Here is an 18,215-nt window from a genome sequence, read left to right as displayed (position 1 = left end):
TGAACCGGATTGAGGGTAAGCGAAAGGGTCGTTACGGATAACCATAACGACCCTTTCCATCGGGGTGATCGACGGGGGTTGAACCCGCGACCTCCTGGACCACAACCAGGCGCTCTGCCAACTGAGCTACGACCACCATGTGCTTCGCTTGGTTTCCCTTGCGATATGCAACGGATACTACTGTACAGGAGATTCAGAAACCTGCCAAGTTGAAAAGCCGTGATGCTCGTTACATGTTGCGCTTACGCCTCGGATGCCTCAGCCTCGCGCTCAGCCGCCTCACGTGCGGCACGCTCAGCCTCCACCTCACGCGCAATCTGCGCCGAAGCGATCGCATCCGGGCCCTGCGGCACAAAAATGGCGCGGCGGTAATACTTCAACTCATCAATCGAGTCCTTGATATCGCCCAGTGCGCGGTGGTTACCGGTCTTCGCCGGGGCGCTGTGACGAGCCGCCGGGTACCAGCGCGACGCCAGCTCCTTAATGGTGGACACGTCAATCACGCGGTAGTGAAGGTGCGCCATGACCTCTGGCATGTAACGCTCCAAGAAACGCTTATCCATACCCACCGAGTTGCCGCCCAGCTGCGCCTTGCCCGCCACCGGAACATACTTCTTGATGTAACGAAGCACCTGCTCCTGCGCGTAATCCATCGACACACCGTGCTCAATATCGGGCAGCAGACCCGACGCCTCATGCATCGAACGCACAAAGTCATTCATGTTCTCCAGCGCACCGGCAGGAGACTCGTCACCGGGCTTAATGACGAACTCAACGCCAGAACCCAGAATGTTCAAATCGGCATCCGTGACCAGAACGCCCACCTCGACGAGAGCGTCATTCTCCACGTCCAGGCCGGTCATCTCGCAGTCAATCCATACAATACGTTCACTAGAAATACTCACCCTCCCACTCTACCCCCAAATGCCGCCGGCCCGGCGGGCAGCACGTCACAAAAGGGCACAAGATGGTGCAAGACGGCACAGGCGGATGCGCAAGCGGCGGCAATGGGGGAGAACCGCACCCCGCTGCGTGCCCTTGAGGAACGTCCACAAGTGCCTTCGCAACAGTGATTCTCGCAAGTGCATCCAAGGGCTCCGGTATGATAAAAACCAGAACGACGATGCAGACAGAAAGGGAGTTATGCGCGCACCAAAGGAGCTAGCACACCGGCTCACCACCCCCGGCGCACACGACGCACCTCTCTCACCCAAACTCTTGGACTACGTCAATAACCACCGTCTGCGCACGGTGATTATCGGCACCATCGGCTCCATCATGGTCACCCTCGGCTCCTACGCCGTCGGCTGGCTCGCCGACAGCTCCAGCTTCTGGCGCTACGAGATTATCCGCGCCATCCGATTCGAAGCCGCATGGGTCATCACCGGCATTATCATGCTCGCCCTCGGCGCCATGATTATGTGCCGCGAATGGCTGCGCATCTACCAGAAAATGGGCGACTGGAACGAACCCAACACCATGCGTTGGATGATTGCCGTCATCACCAGCTGGTCCCTGCCGCAGATCTTTGCCTTCACCATCTACAGCCGTGACATGTTCTCCTACTACGGTCAGGGCATGGTCATGGCGCACGGCCTCAACCCGTACAAGCACGGTGTTTCCGAAATCTCGAACTTCATGCAGAACGGTGCGGACCCTATGTGGGCGGAATCTCCGCCCCCGTACGGCCCGGTCTCCCTCAAGCTCGAAGAGTGGATTGTGCGCCTGGCGGGGGAGAACATCGACCTCTCCCTCTTCTACTTCCGCCTGCTCTCCGTGCTCGCGGTCATCGGTATTCTCTTCTACGTGGCAAAACTCGCCAAGGCACACGGCTTCAACCAGGTCCGCGCCCTCTGGCAGATCGGCCCGAACCCGCTGTTCATCGCATCGTTCATCGCCAGCGGCCACAACGACTCGCTCATGACCATGTTCATGCTCGGCGGCCTCTACTACGCCAAGCGCTACCGCGACACCTGGTGGGGCGGCCCGCTCGGCGTGACCTTCGTAGCCCTTGGCGTTGCCGTCAAGCCGCTCGCCCTCGTGGTGTTGCCCTTCGTGGGTCTGCTCTGGGCGGGTAAGAACGCCTCCTGGCCGCGCAAGTTCATCTTCTGGGCATTCTCTGGCGTGTTGCTGCTCGCCGAAATGGCGCTCATGGGCTGGGTGACCGGACTGGAATTCGGCTGGATTAAGGCACTGTCCACCACTGGTGGCCAGTACATCTGGTACACCCCCTTCGGCCTAGTCATCGGCGCCGCATCCCTGTTCGTTCAGGGAGACGCCTTCGAGGTCATCCGCAAGCTCATCGAGACCGTCGGCAAGGGCATCGGCATGCTCGGCGCAGTAGCCATGGCATTCGTTGGACGCGACCGCAACATCGTGCGCCACGCCGGCCTCGCAATCCTGTTCATGCTCCTGTGCAGCCCCATGATTCAGCCCTGGTACCTGCTCTGGGCAATCCCGATGCTTGCCGCAACCGGCCTGCGCTCGCACTTCCAGCTCATGTGGTACTTCATCACCACGCTGTTCTTCATGGCGTATGGTGTGAGCGACCAGCTGAACGTCTCGCCCTACCTGCGCGATTTCAACCAGGACATGGGCCGACTCATCGCGACCGTCATCTGCTTGGGATACATCATCTACCTGGTCGCCCTCGACCTGGCAACCCGCCGCCTGGTGTACGTGAGCCTGCACCCCACGCAGATTCGCCGCACCACTATCCGCCTGTGGTGGCAGCTGTTCCCCGGCGCATCAAGCCGCCGTGCACGCCGCCGCGAGGTGAAGAAGGCAGAACGGGAAGCCGCCAAGGTAGGCTCCTAGCGCGAACTCCTAGTTCGCCAGCCTGGCTTAGCTCAGTGGAACAGCCCCCGCGTGAGAGGCGCGGTGCATGAGAAGCATAAATTCTCATGTACCCTAGAGGAAGGCCTCAGTAGCTCAGAGGATAGAGCAGGAGCCTTCTAATCTCTTGGTCGGGGGTTCGATTCCCTCCTGGGGCGCCACATGTAAAAACCGCCCCGCACCCTAAACTCAGGGTGCGGGGCGGTTTTCTTTATGCTTTTTGCGTGCGTGCCGGGAAGCTACTTCTTAGTCGGGGCTACTTCTTAGTGGGGTTCGTGTCCTTGCAAGAGTTGAGGACGCGCTCCATAACCTTCTTCTCATCCGCGGTGACCCACAGCTTGTACTTCGCCTTCACGTGCACCTGGCGTGCCACGTAGGTGCAGCGGTAGGCGGTGTTGCTTGGCAGCCAGTCGGCGGCGTCCGCATCGGACTTCTGCTGGTTTGCCGGGCCGTCTGCAGCGAGCAGGTTCTCCGGGTCGTTCGCCAGCTGGCGGCGCTGCTCTGCGGTCAAATCCTGTGCGCCGGTCTGCCATGCGTTCGAGAGAGCCACCACGTGGTCAATCTGCACCGCCGAGGAGGTCTTCTTGCCGCGCTTGAACTCGATGGTCTTGCCGGTGTACGGGTCGTTCAGAGTGCCGCTGATGACGGTGCATGCGTGGGTCCTGACCTTGAAACGAACATTGGTCAGGTCGCGGCGCAGAATGTCGTCGCGAGTGTTGCACTTGTTGCCGTCAACGTCATCCCAGGCGGGACCGAACTGGTCGCGAGAGTAGCCAGCCTTCGAGGCGCGATCCTTCACCTGCAGGGACGCCAGCTCGCTCTTCGCAGTCGCCAGATCCGGTGCGAGCGCGGTCGCGGAATCAACCGCCTTGTACGGGTTCTTGACCTCGGCGAGGGTTTCAGTCTGAACGTTGGTCTCTTCATCATCGGTGGCGGAGGTCGTCTTATCCGAACCGAGCAGCCCGTCCACACCGTTCTTACTCACATAGACCAGACCAATAATTAGCACGATCACGGCAAACACAGCGAGCAGACCGTAAATGAGGCGCTTCTTCTGCGGGTCCATCGAATCGGGCAGCTTGGGCAGGTTGCGCTGTAGCTGCTGAAGTTCCTGCAGGGAGGGCAGGTTGTTGTTCGCGGGCTTTTTGCTCACGGGTTCTCCAAGGCGGGTAGGCGGGATGCGGCTGAGTGCACCGCATCATCAAGGATAGAGGGCGCGGGATAGAAATAGTTAACTTGAGGGTAAAAATAGCCGCCCCGACGCTGAGATACCTATCACGATGCCGACTGGGGAGTGGCCGTCATATTTCTGCAGGAAGCGTGTTGCCCGCGGGTGATTTTTGAAAAAACGGGGTGAAAAGTTCAAAAACTCTATCCACAGGCGGTGCCCAAAACCGCAAAACGCGAAGTTATCCACAGGCACAAAGGTCGGCAGGTGCGGGGTCGGCTCAGCGCTGGCAAGGTGAAGGAACCCACCCACTAGTTTCTAAGGAGAAACCATGAGCGACACCATCCTGATCCGCGGATTCACCGCCTCCGACCCGGCACTGAGCACCCTGCCCAACGGGGTGCCCGTCGTGAACTTTCGCCTCGCCAGCACCCCGCGCTGGCAGGACGCCACCGGCACCTGGAAAGAAGGCACCACCAACTGGTACACCGTGAAAGCCTACCGCCGCCTCGCCCAGAACATTGCCACCTCCATTGAGAAGGGGCAGCCGCTGGTCGTGAGTGGCCGCCAGCGCATTAGCCGCTGGAACCGCGAAGACGGCACGCAGGGCACTACCGTAGAGGTGGATGCCCTCGGCATCGGTCACGACCTGAACTACGGTACGAGCACCTTCGCCCGCACCGTGGAGAAGCGCACGGTCAACGAGGGCTCCCTGCAGGGCGCACCTCAGCAGGGTATGCCGGGTGCGCCGCAGCAGTACGCGCCGCCGCAGGAAGCACATCAGTACGCACCCCAGCAGAACGCGGAGGCGCCGGGCGTGACCCCTCCGGATGTTCCTGCGCAGAACGGTGCATCCCAGGGCGGGGGAGCGCAGAGTGACGAACCCCCCTTCTAAAAGTGCTCCCCGGATGCTTGCATAAACGCGGGTGCATTGGGATAATGGAGCATTGTGTTGACATCGGGCACGCCCCTGCCGCAGGGGGAAGAGCGACCAACGATGTCAACCTTCGGGCACCAATCCTGTCCGAAGCATGAAGTTTTCTGTCCCGCAGTGGGGCAGAGCAATCTGAGTCTATTTGACCTGCGGCAGATGACTCTGGAGATCTACAACTATGCAGACTCTTGACTTCCTCGACAAGAAGTCCCTCCGTGACGACGTCCCCGCATTCGGCCCCGGTGACACCCTGAACGTTCACGTTAAGATCGTTGAAGGTAAGAACCACCGTATCCAGGTCTTCAAGGGCTTCGTCGTTGGCCGCCAGGGTGCAGGCGTTCGCGAGACCTTCACCGTCCGCAAGGTTTCCTTCGGCGTTGGTGTTGAGCGTACCTTCCCGGTTCACTCTCCCTCCATCGAGAAGATCGAGCTGGTGACCCGCGGTGACGTCCGTCGTGCAAAGCTGTACTACATGCGCGACCGCCACGGTAAGGCTGCTCGTATCCGCGAGAAGCGCGAGTTCTAATCTTTATAGATACAGAATTCTGTTGCAAACCGCTCCCCAACCGCATTCCGCGGGCAAGGAGCGGTTTTTGCATATTCTGAGAACCCGCTTTCTGAAACCCCGCTTTCTGGGAACCTTGCCGCTCTCAGAAAATAAAAGCCCAAGAGCGTAAACACTCTCGATACAATAGCTAGGTACCGTTTCACTCGAGCTAGGTATCTCTCAAACGAAAGGCTCACTCCAGCATGGCAGACGACAAGAACACTGCGAACACCAGCCCCTTCCCTGAGGGATACCAGCCTCAAAGCCGCCGCGAGCGCCGTGAAATGGAAGAATACTTCGCGCGCCTCGCTGCCGAAAAGGCGGCAGCTGAGGAGGCTGCTACCGAGCAGAGCGCTGCAGCGAAGAATACCGAGCGCAAAGAAGCCACCGATGAGGAGGCTGCCGTAGACGTGGAAACCACCAAGGACTTCTCCGAAATGACCCCCAAGGAACGCCGCAAGGCAAAGCGCGCCGAACAGGCAGAGCTGACCTACTCCCAGGCACAGGAAGAAGGCCGCCTCGGCGAATGGCTCTGGGTGCAGGCACGTGAGGGCGGCACCGTCATCCTCTACGCGCTGGTCATCGCATTCCTGGTCAAGACCTTCCTGCTGCGCGGCTTCTACATTCCCTCCGGCTCCATGGAGCAGACCCTGCAGGTCAACGACCGCGTGTTCATCAACGTGGCGGGCTCCTACTTTAGCGAACCCAAGCGCGGCGACGTCATCGTCTTCAAGGACTCTCAGGGCTGGATTCCCTCCACCCAGAAGACCAGCAGCCCGCTCAAGGATGCCCTGTCCTTCGCGGGTATTCTGCCGGATACCTCCTCGAACTTCCTGGTCAAGCGCGTTATCGGCACCCCCGGTGACGTGGTCGAAAGCGACGGCAACGGCAAAATCAAGGTCAACGGCGTAGAGATTACCGAACCGTACCTGTACCCCGGCAACCCGCCCTCGGAAGTCCCCTTTAAGGTGACCGTGCCCGCCGGCAAGTACTTCGTCATGGGCGACCACCGCAGCAACTCCGCCGACTCCCGCTACCACATTAGCGACGGCACCGCATTCATCTCCAAGGACGACGTGCAAGGTAACGTGTTCGTGGTGGCGTGGCCGCTGAACCACTTCGGTCTGCTGCAGGATCAGAGCTCGGTGTTCTCCTCGATTCCCGCACCGTCCTCCACCCCGAGCGAGTAAGCGAGCTTGGAAATGATGGTGAGCGCCCAGAAGAGCGCAACGAAACCCGCTCAAGCTAAGCCCGCCGCTGACCTCGAGTATGAGCAGCAGCTCTTCGCCTCCGGCGCCCGCACGGTTGCCGGAATCGACGAGGTAGGCCGCGGCTCCATGGCGGGCCCGGTCACCGTGGGCGTCGCAATCCTCACCCCGGACGCCACCCTCGAGGTGGGCGGGCTGATTGACTCCAAGGCACTCTCACCGGCACGCCGTGAATCCATGGTTCCCGAAATCCGCCAGTGGTGCGCTGTGGCGGTCGGGCACGTGGAACCGGCTGATATTGATCGGCTCGGCATGACCCTCTCGCTGAGGCTTGCCGCCCAGCGTGCGCTCGCCGAGCTGGCGCGCCGCGGATACCGTGCCGACGCCGCCCTGCTGGACGGTAAGCACGACTGGTTCACCCCTCCGCAGGAGGACCTGTTCAGCGCGCTGGCGCCGGACCCGGCGCAGGCACACTACAACGCACTGCTCGCCCAGGCGTGGGAAGGCGCAGGAGGTGCAGGGGAGCCCGCGCAGATGCCGGTGACCATGGTCATTAAGGGCGACTATAAGTGCGCCTCCATCGCTGCCGCATCGGTGGTTGCGAAGGTGGAACGTGACGAGCTGATGGTTCAGCTGGATACCCGCTACCCGGGGTACGGCTGGGCAAAGAACAAGGGCTACGGATCCGCCGCTCACCGCGAAGCGATTAGCGTGCAGGGCCCCAGCCCGCAGCATCGACTCTCATGGTCGCTTCCGGCGACCGCCGAGCAGATTGAGGCCGCTGCGGCACAGCGCGGCTAGAGCGTGTGGTGTTCCTGAAAACCGCGCCTTGGAAGCCTGCGAAAGCCTAACGTGCCACCGCTGAATCAGTACTAAAAAGCCCAGGAAAGGAAGAGTAGTGAGCGCAGAAGACCTCGAAAACTACGAGACCGACGCCCAAATGGCGCTCTACCGCGAATACAAAGACGTCATGTCGCTCTTTAGCTACGCGGTAGAAACCGACCGACGCTTCTACCTGGCGAACCAGGTGGACGTCACTCCGCACGTGCAGGACGGTACCCTCTATTTTGAGGTGAGCATGAGCGACGTGTGGGTGTGGGATGTATTCCGCTCCAACCGCTTTGTGAAGAAGGTGCACGCCTACTCGGTGCGTGACGTGAACGTGGAGGAGCGCCTGCCCAACCAGGAGTTCACCGTGCCGGAAATGCCGGACTTTAACGCCTAGCTCACGCCTGATTTACCGCCTTGCCGGGGGTAAGCACGGGGCTGCCGAGCTGTTGGGCGGCAGAATCAGGTGTTGAAACCGCGTGATGAAGCTGCGTTATGAAAACGTGTGATGAACCCGCGCGAATATGACGCGTCGAATCGGCACCCGAGTGGTATTTTTGAAAAATATACCCCAAAATTTCAAAGAAATGGCTGTGGATAACCTCTAATTCCTTCTGGGAGCCGAGGTTATCCACAGTTTTTCGTTAACCGCCTTCGGGCATGTGCGCGGCGGGCACAGTAGAAGCACTACCGCTATCTACCGGGGGAGAGACCCATGATAACAGCCCGAATAACAGCCCGCGCCGCAACCCGAAGCGCACCCAACAGACCCCTGCTCCAGAGCACCCAGCCTCCGCGAACCCAGCTCCAGCGAACCCAGCCCCGCGCCCACAGCGTCGGCAGGTGGGGCGAGGAGCTGACCGCCCGCATCCTGGAGACGAACGGCTACCGCATCCTGGAGAGGAATTGGCGACCGCCCGCAGGGCTGGAACACGAACAGATCCGCGGTGAGCTCGACCTGATCGCCATTGACCCCGAGGACGAACTGGTTTTCGTTGAGGTCAAGACCCGCAGCAGCGAAGACTTTGGGCACCCGTTCGCGTCTATTGACCGCGATAAGGCGCGCCGCACGCGCTCGCTGGCGATTCTCTGGTGCAGGCTGCGCGAGAACCTTGATTTTCCGCGCTTTCGCATTGACGCAATTGCGGTGACCGGAACCTGCGAAACCTTCACATTCGAGCATCTGAAGGCGGTGGCGTAATGGGATTCGCACGCACCTATTCCGTAGCGCTGGTTGGCCTGCGCGGGCATATTGTTGACGTCGAGGCTGACATCTCGCAGGGCCTGCCCGGCTTCGTGCTGCTGGGTCTGCCCGATACCGCCCTCAACGAGTCTAAAGAGCGTGTGCGCTCTGCGGCGAAGAACACCGGCATCACCCTCACTCAGCACCGGCTCACCGTGAACCTGACCCCGGCGACCCTACCCAAGCGCGGCTCGGCGTTCGACCTAGCCATTGTGGTTGCAGCGTTGCAGGCGGAGAAGAAACTGCACCCCAGCGGCGATAGCGTCTTCCTGGGCGAGCTGGGACTGGACGGAACGCTACGCCCCGTGCCGGGCATCCTGCCTGCGGTCAAAGCCGCCGTGGATGCCGGACACCACCGCGTGATTGTGCCCGCCGAAAATGCTGAGGAGGCGGCGCTCATCCCCGGCGCGCAGGTGAGCGGTTTCCGCTGCCTGGCGGAGGTTTTTGCCGCTCTCGGCGCTGAGAGCCAGAAGCTTATCTATCCGCCCGCCCCGCAGACGGAGGCGAGCGCACCGGCTGCGAAACCGGCTGAAATTCCCTCGGATATGAGCGATGTCGCCGGTCAGTCGCAGGGCCGTTTCGCCCTGGAAATTGCCGCTGCGGGTGGCCACCACATGCTGCTAACTGGCCCTCCCGGTTCGGGTAAAACCATGCTGGCGGAGCGCCTGCCGAGTATCCTGCCGACCCTCGACAACGATGCCGCGATGGAGGTGACCGCGATTCGTTCCCTCTGCTCGGCGGGGGAGCACCTGAGCGAGCTGGTGCGTCAGCCGCCGTTTGAGGCGCCTCATCATAGCGCCTCCGCGCCGGCGATTCTGGGCGGCGGCAGCGGCATTCCCCGACCGGGTTGTGTGTCTAAAGCGCACCGCGGCGTGCTCTTTCTGGACGAGGCGCCGGAGTTCAAACGCACGGTGCTCGATTCGCTCCGTCAGCCCCTGGAGTCGGGGACCGTGACCCTGGACCGTTCGAGCGCATCGGCGACCTATCCGGCGCGGTTTCAGCTGATCCTGGCGGCGAACCCGTGCCCCTGCGGCATGAACGTGGGCACCGGTACGGAATGTACGTGTGCTCCGCGTGAGCGTCGCGCCTATTTTGGGCGGCTGTCCGGCCCGCTGGTGGACCGCATTGACGTGAATGTGACGGTTCCGAAGGTGTCTTCCACGGAGCTTGCGGGCGGTCAGGTGAATGAGAGTTCGGCGCAGATTCGTGAGCGCGTCATGGCGGCGCGACAGGCTCAGCGGGAGCGCCTGGAGCCGTACGGGTTGAAGACGAATGCGGAGATGAACGGCAAGATTCTGCGCGGCCCGTTGCGTCTGGATGCGAAGCTCACCGGCGAGCTGAACGCCGCCGTGGACCGCGGAACGCTGACGGCTCGCGGCTACGACCGGGTGTTGCGTATCGCCTGGACTCTCGCCGATTTGGAGGGCGCCGCCTACCCGAGCCGGGAGCACCTGGATGTGGCGCTTTTTCTGCGGCAGCAGGGGCAATTGAAATAATGCGCCAGCTGAAATAGGGACAGCGGACATAGCGTGCCGGTTTATAGAAGGAATCACTCACGAGAGGAGAAGAACGTCATGAGTGAGAAGAAGCTCAGAAAACGAGCTGAAAAGGCCGATTTGCAAGAAAATGGGCTGAGAGAAACAGCGCCGGAAGAGCATGTGCCTGAGGAGCTCGTGGCGGAGGATTTTGTGCAAGAGGAACTGCAGATCCGCCTGCCCGGCCGCACCCTGGATGCGCACGCCTTGGTGCGTGAGAGGGTGGCTCATATTCTGTCGCTGGGGCAGGAACCCTCGCCGAGCCCCTATAACGCGGCGCGGTTGCCGGGGTTCCTCGCTTCCTGCCTGAACCCGGTGTACTTAGAAGAGATGAGCCGGAAGGAACAGCCGGGGGAGGAGCATCAGGGTGAGCGCCCCGACCCCGCACCCCTGTTCAATCCCACCCTCAGCGCGCAGGAGCTTGAGGCGGCGTGCCGCGAGTACATCCGCTGCTGCACCGCTCAGCTGATGCGCTACGCCGAACCCGCCGATGAGCTCGTGGTCGAGTCCCTCACCACTCTGGGCGCCCCACTGACCCTGCACTACCTGCTGACCGGGCATATCCCGGATGAGCACACCTGGGAGCACGGCGAACCGGATACGCAGCTCAGCGAATTTCTGAACTCGGTGGGCGCACCCGCGGAAGGGGAGTCCGCCCTGTTTTCCAGCGCGAATGGCTACTACACGCCGGGTGAGCATCAGATGAGCCGCGATAAGTTCGGCAAGGCGCTCGCGACCCGCCGCCTGCGCTGGAACCGCCGCATGGAACGCACCCTGAACGCGGAGGCGCACATGGCGGCAACCTGCGGGGCGTGGCTGGTCACTCCCGCCGATCCGCTGTGGCCGCCGCAGCTGAACGATTTGGGACCTGCCCGACCGTACGGGCTGTGGTGCCGAGGCGATTCGCGGCACCTGCTGGATGTGGCGTCTGCCCCGAGCGTCGCGCTGGTTGGTTCGCGTGACCCGAGCATCTACGGTACGGAGGCGACGACCCACCTCGCCGCGGAGCTGGCGCGCCGCGGATACACGGTGATTTCTGGCGGCGCGATGGGCATTGATATTGCGGCGCATCGGGCGGCTCTGACGCAGCAGGGTAGCGACCTGCCGACCATCGCCTTCATGGCGGGTGGGCTGGACCGGCTGTACCCGGCGCAGAACTCGGATGCGCTGAACATGATTGTTGACCGCGGGCTCATCATGAGCGAGGTGAGCGTGGGCAATACCCCCACGCGTTGGCGTTTTCTGGAGCGTAACCGCCTGATTGCGGCGTTGGCGCGGCACACCATTGTGGTGGAGGCGCGCTGGCGTTCCGGTGCCCTGAATACGGCTCGTCACGCGATGGAGATTGGGCGTACCCTCTGGGCGGTTCCGGGGCAGATTAATTCGCCGAACTCGGTGGGCACGAACCGCCTGCTACGCGATGGACTAGCGCAAACACTCACCGAGGCTGCGGACATCCTCGAGTACGATGCCGCCGCAGGGTTTGAGCTGGGCACCGAGCACGAGAGCGAATGGGATCGGGCTGCCTCCTCTAGCACGCTGGACGAGCTGACCGAACGACAGGGTAGGGTCTGGGATGACTTGAGCCCGCGCTCCTACCGTGGCGTGGACGAGATTGCCGCAGCCCTCGGGTTGAGCGCTCGCGACGTGATGGCTGACCTGTTCCACCTGGGTCGTTGCGGTCTGGCGGAGAGCAGCGGAACGAGCTGGAGGAAGGTCCGCCCGGCTGCCGCGGCGTAGAAGATCCCCCGCTGAGCACCCCGGCTGAACGCCCGTAGTGAACACCCAGGCAGTAGCGGGTTGCGGCGGTGGGTCATGACGGGGCGGCCGGTCATAACAAGGCAGCACGTGGAGAGCTCGGAACCTCTCTACAATTGGGGTAGGCTTGCGCGTACTGGTGCGGAGCCTACCCCCGCCGCCGCATTATCGACAGACGCGCGGAGAGAATGTCGAAAGACCGAAACCCGAAAGGAGGGACGCATGACCCCCGCCCGCCAGCACGAAAACCCAGCTGAAAGCCGGGAAGAATACCGGGACGAGGCTCCCTCCACGACCCTGCCGGTGACCTACACCCGTAGCCTTGCGGCCAATCATCCCGAAACCCAAGCTGAGGGTTCAGGCTCCGCCCTACCCGGCTCTACTCTGCCCGATTCTGCACTGGGTGTTTCCGGTGAGGTGTTCCGCCCCGTCCTGGACCGTTTTGAGCGTTTTTTGCGCTATGAGAAGCACCGTTCCGAAGAGACGATCCGCTCGTATATCTCCGATTTGGAGGGCTTCTTCGGCTACATGGCGCGCCGCGGCGTGCGGCATCTGGACAGCATTGATGCGTCCCTGATTCGTGAGTGGTTGGGTTCGTTGCATCTGCGGCAGGCGGCTCGTTCTACGGTGGCGCGCCGCGGTTCGACCCTGCGCACGTTCTTCACCTGGGCTCAGGAGGAGGAGCTGGTGCACGCTAACCCGACCCGCGGTATGCGCACTCCCAAGCGGGAGAATCACCTGCCGCCGGTGCTGAGCCGTGAGCAGATGAACCAGCTGCTGACTACCCTGCAGGAGCGTCGGGCGCAGGATCCTCGGGATGCGCGCCTGCTGCGCCTGGAAGCTGTGGTTGAGGTGCTGTACGCCTCGGGCATGCGTATTTCTGAGCTGACCGGCCTGGATTTGCAGAGCGTGGACCGGGCGAATAAGACGGTGCGCGTGCTGGGTAAGGGCAATAAGGAGCGCGTGGTGCCGTTGGGTACCCCGGCGCTTAAGGCGTTGAATCGTTGGGTGTCCTATGGTCGTCCGCAGTGGATTCCGGAAGGGTCCCAGGGCGTGACGGCGCTGTTTATTGGTCCTCGGGGTGGGCGGGCGAATGCCCGTCAGATTCGTGAGGACCTGACCCGCCTGCTGCGCACGGTGGAGAATACTCAGGCGTCGGGCGCGCACGTTTTGCGTCATTCGGCGGCGACTCACCTGGTCGATGGTGGTGCCGATATTCGTTCGGTGCAGGAGCTTCTGGGGCATTCGTCGTTGGCGACCACGCAGATTTACACGCACGTGTCGATGAAGCGTCTGGCGGAGACGTACGCGCGGGCGCATCCGCGTGCATAGGGACGGCAACCCGAAAGTTAGCTGTCTCTCTATTTGAACCTTGCCCGTTCGGGTTGTACGAATGGACGAGTTCAATCTAAGCTATACACTGTTCAACCACTGCCTAAGCTCCCGGTGTACCCCAAAAATCTTGCACTGCGATGTTTAGATAAAGCGGCTGAACAAGGTAGCATAGGTAACAGACTAACCGTGGTCTCCGTCTCTATAATGGCACCGCGTACGAGTACTAAAAACCAGAAAGGTCGCACCGCATGCGCGCACTCGTTTGCCCCGGACAGGGCTCCCAGAAGAAGGGCTTCCTGAGCCCCTGGCTCGAGATTGAAGGTGTGCGTGAGCACCTGGAACGACTCTCCGAAGCGGCAGGCATCGACCTGATTCACTACGGCACCGAAGCCGAAGAAGAAACCATCAAGGACACCGCAATCGCCCAGCCCCTCATCGTGGCTGCAGGCATCGTCACCGGCCGCCTCGCCCTGCGCGAACTCGACGGTGAAGAGCTCATCTTCGCGGGCCACTCCGTCGGCGAAATCACCGCAGCAGCCCTCGCGGGCGTACTCAGCGACGAAGACGCAATGCGTTTCGTGCGCGTGCGCGCCAACGGCATGGCGGAGGCGGCAGCCGCCTCCCCGACCGGCATGGCTGCAGTACTCGGCGGCGTTGAAGAAAACGTCCGCGAAGCCATCGACGCAGCAGGCCTCGTCGCAGCAAACTCCAACGGCGGCGGCCAGATTGTAGCCGCAGGCCCCATCCCCGCCATCGAGGCATTCGCCGCGAACCCGCCCGCACGCGCTCGCGTTATCCTCCTGAAGGTCGCCGGCGCATTCCACACCGAGGCAATGGCACCCGCCGTGCCCGCACTGGAAGAGTTCGCCGCATCCCTGCAGGTCTCCGACCCGACCTCCGCACTGCTGACCAACCGCGACGGTTCCGCCGTGGTATCCGGTGAAGAGTTCGTCAAGACCCTCGTCTCCCAGGTCACCAGCCCCGTCCGCTGGGATCTGTGCATGGCAACCCTGCTCGAGCGTGAGGTCGCCGGCATTATCGAGGTCGCCCCCGCAGGCACCCTGGTCGGCCTGGCAAAGCGCGCGATGCGCGGCGTGCCCGGCACCTCCATCAACACTCCCGAGGACCTCGCCTCGCTGAAGGGCTAAACGCCGGGGGAGAGCACCCCGCCCTCCCCGCACTGGGAACCCTTCACACTAGACATGCACTTTAGACCTGCGAGGCACACAGTGTCTTGCGAGCATCAGCACTAAGGATTGAATACGTGACTACCCTCAAGCAGTACGAAATCAACCGCTACTCCCGCATCCTCGGTTACGGCGCAGCCCGCGGTGAGGTCATCGTCCCCAACGACGACATCGTTGAGGCAATCGACTCCTCCGACGAGTGGATCAAGCAGCGCACCGGCATCGCAACCCGCCACCGCGCCAGCGAAAACCAGTCGGTAGCAGACCTTGCCATCGGTGCCGCCAAGGACGCCCTCGAAGCATCCGGTGTAGCCGGTGAGGACATTGAGGCGGTCATCATCTCGACCATCTCGCACCCCTACGCAACCCCCTCCCTGGCAACCCTGGTCGCCGACGCAATCGGCTCCAAGTGCCCCGCATACGACATCTCCGCAGCGTGTGCAGGTTTCTGCTACGGCATCGCCCAGGCAGACGCCCTCGTCCGCGCCGGCACCGCAAAACACGTGCTGGTCATCGGCGTTGAGAAGCTCTCCGACTTCATCGACAACACCGAACGCACCATCTCCTTCCTGCTCGGCGATGGCGCAGGCGCAGCAGTCGTAGGCGTCTCCGACGAACCCGGCATTGCCCCGACCGTATGGGGTTCGGACGGCTCCCGCTGGGGCACCGTCGGCATGACCCACTCCTTGCTGGACATCCGCAACCGCGACTTCGCCGCAAACCCCGTCGAAGAAGGCGAAAAGATTTGGCCCACCCTGCGTCAGGACGGCCCCTCCGTCTTCCGCTGGGCAGTGTGGGAAATGGCGAAGGTCGCCAAGCAGGCACTCGAAACCGCCGGTATCACCCCCGACGAGCTCGGCGCGCTCATCCCGCACCAGGCAAACGCCCGCATCATTGACCAGATGGTCAAGACCCTCAAGCTTCCCGACACGGTGGCAGTGGCACGCGACATCGTCGATGCCGGTAACACCTCCGCCGCATCGGTCCCCCTCGCCGCGCACCGCCTGCTCAAGGAGAACCCGGAACTCTCCGGCAAGTTCGCCCTGCAGATTGGCTTCGGCGCCGGCCTGGCATTCGCAGCTCAGGTAGTCGTCCTTCCCTAAGGAAAACCACTCCCTAAGGAAATCACCGGAGCCCGATGCTCCCCGCTCCTCACGACCGGTACAGCGCCGGTGTGCGAGAAAGAAAATAAAGCGGGAAAGCATCCCCACAAACTCCGAGTTGACGCATGCGTACACCACGCAGACACGATAAACTCGGTAATGCACGCGTACCCCCACCCGGCGGGTGCGATGACCATCGAAAAAAACAAAGGAGCCCCTGAATGGCTAACAAGGAAGAGATCCTCGCAGGTCTGGCAGAGATCGTTAACGAAGAGACCGGCGTTGAGGTTGAGGACGTTCAGCTGGACAAGTCCTTCACCGAGGACCTGGACATCGACTCCATCTCGATGATGACCATCGTCGTGAACGCTGAGGAGAAGTTCGAAGTGACCATCCCGGACGAAGAGGTCCAGAACCTCAAGACCGTTGGCGACGCAGTCGAGTTCATCGCGAACGCTGCCTAAGCTATAACCAATAACGAGGCGGCGCGGGCTCTCACCGGCCCGCGCCGCATCGCTATTCACTCAGCTTTCAATCCAACACACCCCGGGAACACACAGCGGAATCCACAATGCGGAACACGCAGCGCGGACCCCGCACGGAATACATAGTGCGGAATACACAGGGCGCAACGACAGCGCCTCTACCGCCTGAAAACGTGCACCGCTTACCCCCGGGCCCTACAGGTTTTTATCCACACACCACCGGATAAACCACCAAATCGACCACCGAAGAGAAAGTGCCACAATGTCTCGAAAAGTGCTGGTGACCGGCCTCGGCGCGACCACCCCCATTGGCGGCGACGTCCCCACCACCTGGGAAAACGCAACCAAGGGCGTATCTGGTGTATCCACCCTCGACTACCCCTGGGTCAAGGAATACGACCTGCCCGTATACATTGCAGGCCAGCTCGCCGTGCCCGCCCTCGAATCCGGCCGCCTCACCAAGGTAGAAGCAAAGCGCCTGGATCCCTCGGGCCAGCTCGCCCTCATCGCCGCACGCGAAGCATGGGAAGACGCAGGATTCTCCGGCCCCGACGCCGACTCCGCAGAAGAAGTCGACCCCGAACGCACCGGCGTAGCCTTCGGCACCGGTATCGGTGGCGTGTGGACCCTCCTCGACGCATGGGACACCCTCCGCGAAAAGGGCCCCCGCCGCGTCCTCCCCATGACCGTTCCGATGCTCATGCCCAACGGCAACGCAGCAGCCGTCTCCATGAACCTTAAGGCACGCGCCGCAGCACAGACCGTCGTCTCCGCATGCGCATCCTCCACCGAAGCCATGCAGCTCGGTGCTGAAATGATTCGCAGTGGCAAGGCAGACGTCGTCATCGTCGGCGGTGCTGAAGCAGCAATCCACCCGCTTCCCATGGCAGCATTCGCCAAGATGCAGGCACTCTCCTCCCGCAATGACGAACCCGAAAAGGCATCCCGCCCCTACGACGTCGACCGCGACGGCTTCGTCATGGGTGAAGGCGCAGCAGCGCTCATCCTCGAATCCGAAGAGCACGCCAAGGCACGCGGCGCACGCGTCTACGCGGAACTGGCAGGCACCGGCGTATCCGCCGACTCCTACCACATCACCGCACCGGACCCCGCAGCACTCGGCGCAACCCGCGCACTGCGCGAAGCCCTCGAAGACGGCAACATCGACCCGAAGACCGTCGTGCACATCAACGCGCACGCCACCAGCACCCCCGCTGGTGACCTGCCCGAAGCAACCGCAATGCACGAAACCTTCGGTGAGCACACCAAGAACATTGCCGTCTCCGCAACCAAGTCCATGACCGGCCACCTGCTCGGCGGCGCAGGCGCACTCGAAGCCGTACTCACCGTACTGGCACTGCACCACCGCACCGCACCCTGCACCATCAACCTGGACAACAAGGACCCCCAGATTGACCTGGATGTGGTGACGGAGGCACGCGAGCTGCCCGCCGGTGAGATTGTGGCACTGTCGAACTCCTTCGGTTTCGGCGGCCACAACGCGGTTGTAGCATTCCGCTCCGTGGAGGACTAATCCCTCAGGGCTTCTAGCCTTATATAGATATAACGCTCCCTCAACTACCGTGTGTAGCTGGGGGAGCGTTATGTTTTGGATGCGTTTTTTTGGGGGGGGGGACCGGTTCACGCTTGCGGGGGAGTGCCCCCTCTGCGGCGCTGGGGCGCCTTGAGGACGGAGCCCCCGCTTTGCGTGTCCGGTACGCCCTCTAGGTCGCCTATCCCTTGAGGTAGGGAAATATAGGTGGCTTGGTACGGGGTTTCCTTCTCAGGCTAGCTTGCCTCAGTCTGGGGTATATGAGGCTGGTCTGGGGCTGAGTTTCGTGCGCAGCTCGCCTGAGTTTGGGGTGGGCAGGGTTTCACAGGTTAAAAACGGGTGGCGTATTCGCTCCGGCACTGCGAATACGCCACCCAAACACACCACACTCCACAAGACAATGCAGAGCGCGCGGGATCAACCATCCCGCAAGGTTCCCGTAACCCCCATCGCGCACCACGGTAGGCGACGACAGAAGAACGGGAGCTTATGACCGT

The 18,215-nt window shown here is 62.1% G+C and carries 17 protein-coding genes and 2 tRNA genes; 15 read left to right on the top strand and 4 right to left on the bottom strand.

Going from position 1 to position 18,215, the window contains the following annotated elements:
- Positions 1 to 63: 63 nt before the first annotated feature.
- Positions 64 to 136 (bottom strand) — tRNA-His (locus HMPREF2999_RS08285).
- A 106-nt stretch (positions 137 to 242) separates the two neighbouring features.
- Positions 243 to 905 (bottom strand): oligoribonuclease, encoded by a 663-nt coding sequence (gene orn / locus HMPREF2999_RS08280; protein WP_049357078.1) that lies wholly within the window; start codon positions 903 to 905, stop codon positions 243 to 245.
- Positions 906 to 1,143: 238 nt separating this feature from the next.
- On the opposite strand from orn, the gene mptB reads away from it, so the two are divergent.
- Positions 1,144 to 2,817, top strand: coding sequence for a polyprenol phosphomannose-dependent alpha 1,6 mannosyltransferase MptB (gene mptB, locus HMPREF2999_RS08275; RefSeq protein WP_070676212.1), 1,674 nt, complete (start codon positions 1,144 to 1,146; stop codon positions 2,815 to 2,817).
- Positions 2,818 to 2,920: 103 nt separating this feature from the next.
- Positions 2,921 to 2,996: transfer RNA gene (locus tag HMPREF2999_RS08270), tRNA-Arg, on the top strand.
- A gap of 95 nt (positions 2,997 to 3,091) precedes the next feature.
- Here the strand turns inward: HMPREF2999_RS08270 and HMPREF2999_RS08265 are convergent.
- Positions 3,092 to 3,988 (bottom strand): HNH endonuclease family protein, encoded by an 897-nt coding sequence (locus tag HMPREF2999_RS08265; protein ID WP_070676213.1) that lies wholly within the window; start codon positions 3,986 to 3,988, stop codon positions 3,092 to 3,094.
- Between the two features lie 346 nt (positions 3,989 to 4,334).
- Here HMPREF2999_RS08265 and HMPREF2999_RS08260 point away from each other — a divergent pair, with 346 nt between their 5' ends.
- The 5 genes from HMPREF2999_RS08260 (at position 4,335) to HMPREF2999_RS08240 (ending at position 7,917) form a co-directional block, all read left to right on the top strand.
- On the top strand, positions 4,335 to 4,898 hold the full coding sequence (locus HMPREF2999_RS08260; RefSeq protein WP_070676214.1) for a single-stranded DNA-binding protein: 564 nt from the start codon (positions 4,335 to 4,337) through the stop codon (positions 4,896 to 4,898).
- A gap of 217 nt (positions 4,899 to 5,115) precedes the next feature.
- Positions 5,116 to 5,463, top strand: a complete 348-nt coding sequence (rplS, locus tag HMPREF2999_RS08255; RefSeq protein WP_005506264.1) for a 50S ribosomal protein L19 — start codon at positions 5,116 to 5,118, stop codon at positions 5,461 to 5,463.
- 224 nt (positions 5,464 to 5,687) lie between these two features.
- Positions 5,688 to 6,674 (top strand): signal peptidase I, encoded by a 987-nt coding sequence (lepB, locus tag HMPREF2999_RS08250; protein WP_070676215.1) that lies wholly within the window; start codon positions 5,688 to 5,690, stop codon positions 6,672 to 6,674.
- Between the two features lie 15 nt (positions 6,675 to 6,689).
- A complete protein-coding gene (locus tag HMPREF2999_RS08245) occupies positions 6,690 to 7,493 on the top strand; it encodes a ribonuclease HII (RefSeq protein ID WP_070676216.1) in 804 nt (267 codons plus the stop codon).
- A 97-nt stretch (positions 7,494 to 7,590) separates the two neighbouring features.
- The gene (locus tag HMPREF2999_RS08240; RefSeq protein ID WP_005506259.1) at positions 7,591 to 7,917 is read left to right on the top strand and encodes a DUF2469 domain-containing protein; all 327 of its coding nucleotides are present in this window, start codon (positions 7,591 to 7,593) and stop codon (positions 7,915 to 7,917) included.
- 1 nt (position 7,918) lies between these two features.
- On the opposite strand, the gene HMPREF2999_RS09435 is transcribed toward HMPREF2999_RS08240, so the two are convergent.
- Entirely contained in the window at positions 7,919 to 8,155 is a 237-nt protein-coding gene (locus tag HMPREF2999_RS09435; RefSeq protein WP_070676217.1) for a hypothetical protein, read from the bottom strand.
- A gap of 80 nt (positions 8,156 to 8,235) precedes the next feature.
- Between HMPREF2999_RS09435 and HMPREF2999_RS08235 the strand changes: the two genes are divergently transcribed.
- The 8 genes from HMPREF2999_RS08235 (at position 8,236) to fabF (ending at position 17,700) form a co-directional block, all read left to right on the top strand.
- The gene (locus HMPREF2999_RS08235) at positions 8,236 to 8,721 is read left to right on the top strand and encodes a YraN family protein (RefSeq protein ID WP_070676218.1); all 486 of its coding nucleotides are present in this window, start codon (positions 8,236 to 8,238) and stop codon (positions 8,719 to 8,721) included.
- Positions 8,721 to 10,259 (top strand): YifB family Mg chelatase-like AAA ATPase, encoded by a 1,539-nt coding sequence (locus tag HMPREF2999_RS08230; protein WP_070676219.1) that lies wholly within the window; start codon positions 8,721 to 8,723, stop codon positions 10,257 to 10,259. The genes HMPREF2999_RS08235 and HMPREF2999_RS08230 overlap by 1 nt, the downstream gene beginning before the upstream one ends.
- 162 nt (positions 10,260 to 10,421) lie before the next feature.
- The gene (dprA, locus tag HMPREF2999_RS08225; protein WP_246823105.1) at positions 10,422 to 12,038 is read left to right on the top strand and encodes a DNA-processing protein DprA; all 1,617 of its coding nucleotides are present in this window, start codon (positions 10,422 to 10,424) and stop codon (positions 12,036 to 12,038) included.
- Positions 12,039 to 12,278: 240 nt separating this feature from the next.
- Positions 12,279 to 13,388 (top strand): tyrosine recombinase XerC, encoded by a 1,110-nt coding sequence (locus HMPREF2999_RS08220; protein WP_070676221.1) that lies wholly within the window; start codon positions 12,279 to 12,281, stop codon positions 13,386 to 13,388.
- A gap of 251 nt (positions 13,389 to 13,639) precedes the next feature.
- The gene (locus HMPREF2999_RS08215; RefSeq protein ID WP_070676222.1) at positions 13,640 to 14,539 is read left to right on the top strand and encodes an ACP S-malonyltransferase; all 900 of its coding nucleotides are present in this window, start codon (positions 13,640 to 13,642) and stop codon (positions 14,537 to 14,539) included.
- Positions 14,540 to 14,655: 116 nt separating this feature from the next.
- A complete protein-coding gene (locus HMPREF2999_RS08210) occupies positions 14,656 to 15,681 on the top strand; it encodes a beta-ketoacyl-ACP synthase III (RefSeq protein WP_049337702.1) in 1,026 nt (341 codons plus the stop codon).
- A gap of 221 nt (positions 15,682 to 15,902) precedes the next feature.
- Positions 15,903 to 16,145 carry an acyl carrier protein gene (locus tag HMPREF2999_RS08205; protein ID WP_005506250.1) on the top strand — a complete coding sequence of 81 codons (243 nt, stop codon included), beginning with the start codon at positions 15,903 to 15,905 and terminating at the stop codon, positions 16,143 to 16,145.
- A 283-nt stretch (positions 16,146 to 16,428) separates the two neighbouring features.
- Positions 16,429 to 17,700 carry a beta-ketoacyl-ACP synthase II gene (gene fabF, locus HMPREF2999_RS08200; protein ID WP_070676223.1) on the top strand — a complete coding sequence of 424 codons (1,272 nt, stop codon included), beginning with the start codon at positions 16,429 to 16,431 and terminating at the stop codon, positions 17,698 to 17,700.
- The last annotated feature ends 515 nt before the right edge of the window (positions 17,701 to 18,215 follow it).

Source organism: Rothia sp. HMSC066H02 (genome assembly GCF_001814995.1).
GTDB classification, from domain to species: Bacteria; Actinomycetota; Actinomycetes; order Actinomycetales; family Micrococcaceae; genus Rothia; species Rothia mucilaginosa.
The sequence above is the reverse complement of the archived record's forward strand: the minus strand, read 5'-3'. Positions and strand labels throughout refer to the sequence as shown.

Bases quoted from the DNA above. Each gene is read 5' to 3' on its own strand.
- mptB (WP_070676212.1), top strand. From the start codon at position 1,144: ATGCGCGCACCAAAGGAGCTAGCACACCGGCTCACCACCCCCGGCGCA.
- HMPREF2999_RS08260 (WP_070676214.1), top strand. From the start codon at position 4,335: ATGAGCGACACCATCCTGATCCGCGGATTCACCGCCTCCGACCCGGCA.
- rplS (WP_005506264.1), top strand. From the start codon at position 5,116: ATGCAGACTCTTGACTTCCTCGACAAGAAGTCCCTCCGTGACGACGTC.
- lepB (WP_070676215.1), top strand. From the start codon at position 5,688: ATGGCAGACGACAAGAACACTGCGAACACCAGCCCCTTCCCTGAGGGA.
- HMPREF2999_RS08245 (WP_070676216.1), top strand. From the start codon at position 6,690: ATGGTGAGCGCCCAGAAGAGCGCAACGAAACCCGCTCAAGCTAAGCCC.
- HMPREF2999_RS08235 (WP_070676218.1), top strand. From the start codon at position 8,236: ATGATAACAGCCCGAATAACAGCCCGCGCCGCAACCCGAAGCGCACCC.
- HMPREF2999_RS08230 (WP_070676219.1), top strand. From the start codon at position 8,721: ATGGGATTCGCACGCACCTATTCCGTAGCGCTGGTTGGCCTGCGCGGG.
- HMPREF2999_RS08220 (WP_070676221.1), top strand. From the start codon at position 12,279: ATGACCCCCGCCCGCCAGCACGAAAACCCAGCTGAAAGCCGGGAAGAA.
- HMPREF2999_RS08215 (WP_070676222.1), top strand. From the start codon at position 13,640: ATGCGCGCACTCGTTTGCCCCGGACAGGGCTCCCAGAAGAAGGGCTTC.
- HMPREF2999_RS08205 (WP_005506250.1), top strand. From the start codon at position 15,903: ATGGCTAACAAGGAAGAGATCCTCGCAGGTCTGGCAGAGATCGTTAAC.
- fabF (WP_070676223.1), top strand. From the start codon at position 16,429: ATGTCTCGAAAAGTGCTGGTGACCGGCCTCGGCGCGACCACCCCCATT.